5 protein-coding genes are annotated in these 7,428 nt (G+C 50.9%); 3 read left to right on the top strand and 2 right to left on the bottom strand.

Annotated elements, in window-relative coordinates; all coding sequences use genetic code 11:
* Positions 1–396 (top strand): ATP-binding protein (locus tag A3722_RS07185; protein WP_161488215.1); only part of this gene is annotated, 396 nt, incomplete at its 5' end.
* Positions 397–556: 160 nt separating this feature from the next.
* On the opposite strand, the gene A3722_RS07180 is transcribed toward A3722_RS07185, so the two are convergent.
* Both A3722_RS07180 and A3722_RS07175 read right to left on the bottom strand, forming a co-directional pair.
* Positions 557–3,679, bottom strand: coding sequence for a site-specific integrase (locus tag A3722_RS07180; protein ID WP_067628035.1), 3,123 nt, complete (start codon positions 3,677–3,679; stop codon positions 557–559).
* Positions 3,676–5,100, bottom strand: a complete 1,425-nt coding sequence (locus A3722_RS07175) for a tyrosine-type recombinase/integrase (protein ID WP_067628032.1) — start codon at positions 5,098–5,100, stop codon at positions 3,676–3,678. Before A3722_RS07175 ends, A3722_RS07180 begins: the two co-directional genes overlap by 4 nt.
* A 363-nt stretch (positions 5,101–5,463) precedes the next feature.
* Between A3722_RS07175 and A3722_RS07170 the strand changes: the two genes are divergently transcribed.
* Positions 5,464–6,714, top strand: coding sequence for a tyrosine-type recombinase/integrase (locus tag A3722_RS07170; protein WP_067628029.1), 1,251 nt, complete (start codon positions 5,464–5,466; stop codon positions 6,712–6,714).
* A complete protein-coding gene (locus A3722_RS07165; RefSeq protein WP_067628026.1) occupies positions 6,711–7,388 on the top strand; it encodes a hypothetical protein in 678 nt (225 codons plus the stop codon). Before A3722_RS07170 ends, A3722_RS07165 begins: the two co-directional genes overlap by 4 nt.
* Positions 7,389–7,428: the final 40 nt, after the last annotated feature.

Genomic DNA, 7,428 nt, shown 5'->3' with positions numbered 1-7,428 from the left:
AAGGTCCGCTTCTTCTCGACCGTAGAATTGGTCAATGCGTTGGAACAGGAGAAGGCGCTTGGAAAGGCAGGGAAACTGGCTGAGACGCTGACGAAGGTCGACTTGGTCATTTTGGACGAACTCGGCTACCTGCCGTTCAGTTCATCTGGCGGGGCGCTGCTCTTCCATCTGCTCAGTAAGCTCTATGAGCGCACCAGTGTGATCATCACCACCAACCTTAGCTTCTCAGAATGGGCGCAGGTCTTCGGGGATGCAAAGATGACCACCGCTCTCTTGGATCGGCTTACCCACCGCTGCCACATCCTCGAAACCGGAAACGACAGCTACCGCTTCAAGGTCAGTTCTGAGGCAGCAAAGAAAACTGCAAAGGAGGCCAAAACATTGACCGCATCATAGACCACGACGCATAACTGAGGGTGGGTCAAATCTCGGTGAAAATACCGGGTCAGTTCTCAGTGACAATCAACATAGTGCCAATTCAACTCTACTGGCCGTATGGTCCATGAGTCTTTGTTGATATAAGGCGGCATTTCTTGACCCTCTAGGAGCTGGCATGTCAATCGTCTCCGGCTGTAATCGATGGCGGTGTTTTATCCGACAGTTGTTTTGGATTGTCCAAGAGTGTTCCAGCCTCTGAAGGTTTGATGCCAAGAGCCTTCATTCGCGATTTTAAAGCCCCTGAAAGCGCTTTTATTTCAGCGTCAGGATCAGGTTCTTCAACATCAGTGCGGCGGATTCTGGATAGAAGGCGTCCCGCTTTAATTCTAAGATCATCGGTGATCAGCGCTGGATAAGCATCTGAATCGAGAAGACGTTCCGCCAAGAACTGCGATTGATCAGAAGTGCGAACAACTCGTTGGAGATGATCTCTTATAATTTCTGGCTCGTCTGTATGGATGCCACCTGCGTCGTCGTCGAGCATATCCCGAAGAACGATCTCCGTCTCTTGCCACCCGGCGAGTTCATAGGAGTCGAGCTCGTTCTGAGCTGCGATTGAATGAAGCTCTTCGTTCCGATCTCCAGACGCTTTGATACTTAAAAAAAGATTGCTGCTGTATGCAATACGAGACTTTAGCGCGCGGATTTTGGCGGTAATTGCCGGAAGATGATCGATGCTTTTGCAGGAGAGCTTGCAAACCCCGCAGCGCATAGGGCCTCCAGCAGTCTGGATAACATCCACGGGGCACTCTTCGCCTACCGGGCAGATGTGCGTATCACGGAAAACGATAGTGGCCGCAGGAGACTGCCGCAGGATCTGAATACCAGTCGCGTCCGCTTCAGATAACGCCGAGGACAAGCTTATCATCCTAAATCGATGAATTGTTTCGTTTCGGTCCGCCCGGAAAGACTTTTGTAGCGCGCTGTTGACGGATCGAGCTTTAATAGCGGCAGGACCATGCTTGATTGTAGCTGTTTTTGTGCGCGCTAACTCTGGATGTTCAAGGTCTTCCTCTGCCGATCTCAATGCTTTCAAAAGCTCTTGCATATCAGGATAGTCATAGTGGGCGGTTGTAGTTTCATTGAGGTGACCGATGAGATCAGCAATAACGGTCAGGCCCGTGGCGCCACTTCTACGCGAAACGTAGGTTGAACGGCAGGAATGAGGAGTTTGAATCCTCTTTATGTGGATTCGGCAATATGGATATCCCTGCCTGTTGTTTGACCCTGGGTCGATCTCCCCTTTGACGTTTGGCGGCTTTCGAAGTTCAATCATTGGATCAAGGCCGAGAGTGTTAGAAGCGGCAAATGCTGTAAAGGCGTAGAGAACCTCAGACCAAAAATCATCGTAAGAACGGTCGGCAATGACTTTGCCATAAGCATCAACGAAAAGGGGTGTTACATCTCCAAACCTGCTGCTTTCGCGACCTTCGTAGCGAAACTTTCTGGATTGCACTCCACGCATTTCCAGATACTCCTGTTGTCTTTGAAGCATCTGAAACGTTCGAATGGGAACAATCGTATCCCACGGTTCATCTCTCGATTTGTCGGTGTTGATGTGGAGCTTAAAATATTCATCGTCTGGCGTGAGTTTGGGTAAATGCATTCCCCAAGCCTCGCGATCGATCCACTGACAACTTTGGAAGCGGAGACCGGTGTCCAAGGCGAGAATAACCATCCTCAGTGCGCTGAGGTTTAAACCCCTTGCCGCGCTCTTGGAGCCAACCAGAAGGACTTGGGGGATACGGTGAACCTGAAAGGTCTCGCCCTGATGCTGATAGCAGAGAGGGACTTGGTGAATGTCAGTTAGAATCTGATGATGATCGTTGTAGTGGGTGAGCTTCAAACCAAGGAGTTGGTTTCCGTCTTCCTTGGTAAGCTGATCGCCGAAGCTCTCAATCGTGTAAAGCCATTTGATGAGGTGGGGGAAGGCGTCGGCCTTAAACGGAATCTTATTCGTCTTGTAGCGCTTCTTCGTTTTCGGAATGAGAAATTCGGGTATGATCGGGTTAACAAACGAGCCTCCCGCGATATGCTCAAACTCATGATCACCGTAGATATAGGCCACCCAATCGAAGAACTTGTTGAGAGCCGAAACGTGGGTTCTTTGGCTATCCGGTGTCAGGTTTCTCGACTTCAGGAAGTCTACAAAAGTTGGGAATGATTGCGCTTTCCCAACCTGATCCAAAAAGGGGTAACGCTTGAAGTCTTTTGGAGCACGAATTAGGGGGAGAGCGATCCGCGATTCATGACAGATTTGTGGAAGGTAAAATGAGATGTAGTCAGCGAAAGCGTGTAGATTTTTCCCAAACCTGTGATCTTCAAACCCTCTTTTTTGTCTGTATTCGATGAACTGTTCGAAAAGTTCATTCCAATTCATTGCTACGGATTCTGGAAATTCCCAACGGGTGCCATTTAAGTGAACCGGCAAGGAAAAATAGCCGCAATTGCGACGCCCCCCGTGGACATATGGTTCCGTTGTTCGGTCCTGCGATCGCTTGCCAGAAAATTCTGCTGCTCTGCGTTTGATCTGTTGTTCGACCTCTTCAGACGAGAAGCTAAGAAGGTTCGTTTCAGATAAAATGTTAATCACAACTAGAACTGATGGCGGAGGGCACTTTGCTGTAGCAGATTGGTGAAGATTAACCAAATGACTGTTCAGGTTGAATACTTCTTCTACTGTGATGTCGGAGAATTTGTGCCAGTCGGTCGAGTAAATCCAGGACAAGCTGTGCTGATTAACTCTATATTCAACTTGGACGCCATGATCATTCATCGCGTCTTGATCAGCCTCGTATGATGAAATGAAGCGCAGCAACTCCGTGCCCATTGTTTTCCTCAGTTCGAGGTTAACGGTCTTTCGAAATCCGAAGCCAATGGGTAATATGATCTTCGCCTCTCGCCATAGGCGGAATAAAACTAGTCTTGCGGTCGATCGCAGTCCTTTGCGAACTATACCCTCAGGGGCCGTTTCAAACCACTTGAGCTTCTGCACAAGTGTATTATGGATGTTCTTCACTCCTTGCGCGAGATCGAACAGCTCTTGAACGATCCGAGTTGGATCGGTTCCTGCAAATACCGCGTCACGGACCTCTTGCGCCCGGAACTTCGCGTATCGGACTGTCTTGGTCCCCTCTTTGTCGTATCGAACTCGCGCTCGTTCAACAGTATCCGTCGTGGCTCGGTGGAGGTCTGACAGCTTGATGGACTTGATTAGCAGGTGATTGCTCAAGTTGATCATATGCTGTCTCCATGGGGCATATTGGACAACATTCGCTGTGCAATGTCGGTGTGCCGCTTGGCAATCCAGGCCCTTATGTCGCGCTCTTTGTCAGTCTGTCCCATTGCAAAGTGATCGATCATTCTTAGTTTGCTCTCAAGAATAATCGGATCTTCACGCGCGTAGTGCGCTGTCGATGAACTGTCCTCATGACCCATCAACTTTTGAACTTCCGGAAGCCTGAGCCCATATCCTCCTTCAACTGGAATGAAGTTCAGCATGAACACGCCGTAGAAGTGGCGCAGCGAGTGGGGCGTATATGGTTTACCATTCGGCTTGCGAGGAGCGCCAGATCGAATGCCCGCCGCATGAAAGGCTTTAATTCGATTATTGTCCTGCACGAGGCTATAGGGACGTCCGTTCCCGAGCGTTCTAATGTCCTGAAAGACCATGCGATCAGGAGTGATAGGTCTGTGTTCATATCGAAGATAGTTTTCGAGAGCTTCGAAGAATATGTCTCGTAGCTGAGGTATAATATAGGTTTCAGAAAATCTGCGCCCCTTAAACCGTCGCGCATATCGTTGAGGTAATTGGTCGGCATATCGATGGCTCTCTGGGTCATGGACGAAGACCTCCCGATTATCGAAGTCGATAGCCTCCCATGGTAGTTGTATGGCTTCACTTGTGCGCAGGCCCGCGCCTGCCATGAGTGACCAGACGGCTTGATCACGGAAGCAGTTGGCAGCATCGAGAAGAGGCATCAGGTATTCTGCGGGATAATCCAGCATTTCATTATCTTTACTGGATGTTTCTCCGCCAATCTTGCTGGATATAGACATCCCACCTTTCGGCCTGTCGATCCCATTGGGCTTCCAACGCGTTACACCCGCCAGCATGGACTTCTGCATCATTCTCTTAATTTCAGTGGCAGAACGATGGCTTTTCTTCAGAACCTTGAATAGCTCCATTGGTGCAGCTCCTTCAACGACTTCGATGCCGTCCCAATCAGCCATATCGTTTGTCAGCGTGGACCAGTAATCAGAGAGTTCGAGAAAACGATTTATGGCGGCGGCGGCGTTTTGAGCGGACTTCCGGCTCAATGTTTTCTGTTTCAAATTGCTAACAGCTTGGAAGTATCCCTCAGCATCAGAGCTAATGTTAAGTGCATCCGGACGAGCGACACGTGCAGCCAAATACCAGTCAACGGCATTCAGGATCTCGTAGCGCGAACTGGGTTGGCCAAACACTCCGACCTCGACTAGGTAGTCTAAAAACTGGGCAACTACATTTGAGTATCTGTCTACGGTCGCAGAAGCTTCTCCGCGTTTGATGAGTGCGGCCACAAACGTGTCCATGACATCCAGAAATTCTCCATCGTCATCAATCAACCTAAGGGTGTCATATTTTCCCCATTTAGAGCGGACTCGTGTAAAGTTCTTCATTTGTTCCAGTGCCTCCAAAAGGGGCTCCGACGATACACATTAAGGTGTGCATGTCAATACGCGCAGTAAGGTCAGGAAACGTTAACGGCTTCAAGCATTTGGTAGAGGTGTAGGGCTGTTTTAATGCGTTCTAATGTCAAGGTAAGATAAGAACCGCGGACCTACTGATTACAAATCAGTTATAAGCACCAAACTATGCTTAACTATGTAAAACTATCCCAGACCCGTATGTATAAGTTATAGCTTGTAAATACGGGTAATGTTATGCAATGTGGCTTTCCGTGGGGAACGGTATAAAACACCGCTTTCGTTCCCCAGGATGTTCCCCAAACGGGTTGGGGAACAGATTTTGAGGGGGCGAACATGGCGAAGCTGACGGCAACCGGGGTTGAAAAGTGGAAGATCACAGACAAGCGGCAAGAGGTGCCGGATTCCCTAATGACGGGTCTTTATTTGGTTGTTCAGCCGAGCGGGCGGAAGGGCTGGCAGGTCCGCTACCGGTTCGGGAAGAAGCACCGCCGCATGACTTTGGGAAAGTACCCCCTACTTTCGCTGGCGGAAGCACGGACACGCGCCAGTGAAGTCTTAATCGCGGCGCAGGATGGACGCGACCCGGCAGGCGAGAAAGAAGCCGAAACGAAAGCGCGGGTTGAGATCGAACAATCGGGCCGTGACAAGGTTTCGACACTTGTCGACCAATTCGGCAAGCGGCACCTCTCCAAGTTGAAAACCGGGGAAGCCGTGAAGCGTGAGATGGACAGGCATGTGGTCGCGGCATGGGGTGAGCGTGACGTTCACCATATCACCAAGCGCGACGTGATCGACCTGCTCGACGGAATCGCAGATAGCGGAAGAGTTGTGACCGCGAACCGAGTGCGGGCATATCTAAGCAAATTTCTGAATTGGTGCGTTGAGCGCGACATTATCGACCAGTCGCCTGCTATAGGCATCAAACCGGTGGCTAAGGAGCAGAGCCGAGAGCGTGTGTTGTCCGATGATGAAATCCGCTGGCTTTGGATCGCTTGCACCCGGCACGGGCAGCCGTGGGGCCACCTTTGCAAAATGCTGCTTCTGACGGGCCAGCGGCTTGGAGAGGTAGCCAAAATGACCGACGACGAGGTTAGCGGGGATCTTTGGCATCTCGACGCTGACCGGACTAAGAACGGGCGCGCCCATGACGTGCCGCTATCAGAACCCGCAAGGGACGTTTTAGAGAGCGTGAAGCGCATCAAGGGCGATAAGGGCTATGTTTTCACCACGACCGGCAGAAGCCCATTACAGGGCTATCACAAGGGCCGGAATTACATTGGCGAACGCATGGCAGAGGTCGCCAGTGAAGAGCTTGGCGAACCGGTAGTAATTCCCCATTGGACGTTTCACGATTTGCGCCGCACCGCTGCGACAGGTATGGCGCGGCTTGGTATTCCAGTGCGCGTGACAGAGGCTGTCCTGAACCATGTGAGTGGATCGGCAGGGGGTATCGTGAGCGTATATCAGCGCCATGACTATGCCGACGAAAAGCGGGACGCGCTGAACGCTTGGGCGCGCATGGTGGTCGATCTTGTGGAAGGCACGGCGGATAACGTGGTGCGGATTGGCGAGGCGCGAGCATGAACGAATGGGGCATTCCAGATTGGCGTAGTGCGGCTGCGTACGGGCGCACAGATGATTGGAACCAAAGCCGATGGTTCTGGGAGTTTTTACGGCGTCGTGACGACCTTAGGAGAGAGTTTGAGGCGAAGAAAGATGAGGAGTACGAGAGAGCTTTAGATCTGTGGAAATGGGACAACTCAGCCTCTCCCGACGGCGTAAGAACTCCCGATGAACCGGGGTTCTATGTCGGTACGTATTTGATCCACCCGAATGACCCGACCTATATTGAGAAGCTGCCAAATCCAAAGATCGCCGAACATCCTTATTGGGCCACTCCAAAGTTGCTAGACCGTAGTCTGACTACTTTAAATAAGAGCCGAATAGAGTTTGGAGAGCGCCACCACCGGATTGATTTTGACTTAGATCGGCCGTTAAGACCGCAACTTGAAGCTGCCGAAAGAGCACTAAAAGCGGTGCAAGAACACCGACACGGGAAAACCATTCAGAAAAGGAGGCATTCCCAAAAATGGCTTACCTACTTGCGGGCCATGGATGCGCGGGAAGCGAAAGAGCTAGGACAAGAAAATGCGCCGTCTGGATGGCCTGAGATAGCCGAGATATTGCCCTTAGTGAATAGCGTGGAAGGCGCGCGCAAGGCCTATCAGGCGGGTTTGGACCTGTCCTTTAATTTTTGAATTTAGCATACACTGCCGCAAACCAAATTTAGCGGCGAAG

The sequence above is a fragment of the Sulfitobacter sp. HI0027 genome, assembly GCF_001634775.1.
In the GTDB taxonomy this organism is placed as follows: Bacteria; Pseudomonadota; Alphaproteobacteria; order Rhodobacterales; family Rhodobacteraceae; genus Sulfitobacter.
This window is presented reverse-complemented; position numbering and strand designations above follow the sequence as displayed.

Excerpts from the sequence above, each read along its gene's own strand:
- A3722_RS07180 (WP_067628035.1), bottom strand. The coding sequence starts at position 3,679 with ATGATCAACTTGAGCAATCACCTGCTAATCAAGTCCATCAAGCTGTCA.
- A3722_RS07175 (WP_067628032.1), bottom strand. The coding sequence starts at position 5,100 with ATGAAGAACTTTACACGAGTCCGCTCTAAATGGGGAAAATATGACACC.
- A3722_RS07170 (WP_067628029.1), top strand. The coding sequence starts at position 5,464 with ATGGCGAAGCTGACGGCAACCGGGGTTGAAAAGTGGAAGATCACAGAC.
- A3722_RS07165 (WP_067628026.1), top strand. The coding sequence starts at position 6,711 with ATGAACGAATGGGGCATTCCAGATTGGCGTAGTGCGGCTGCGTACGGG.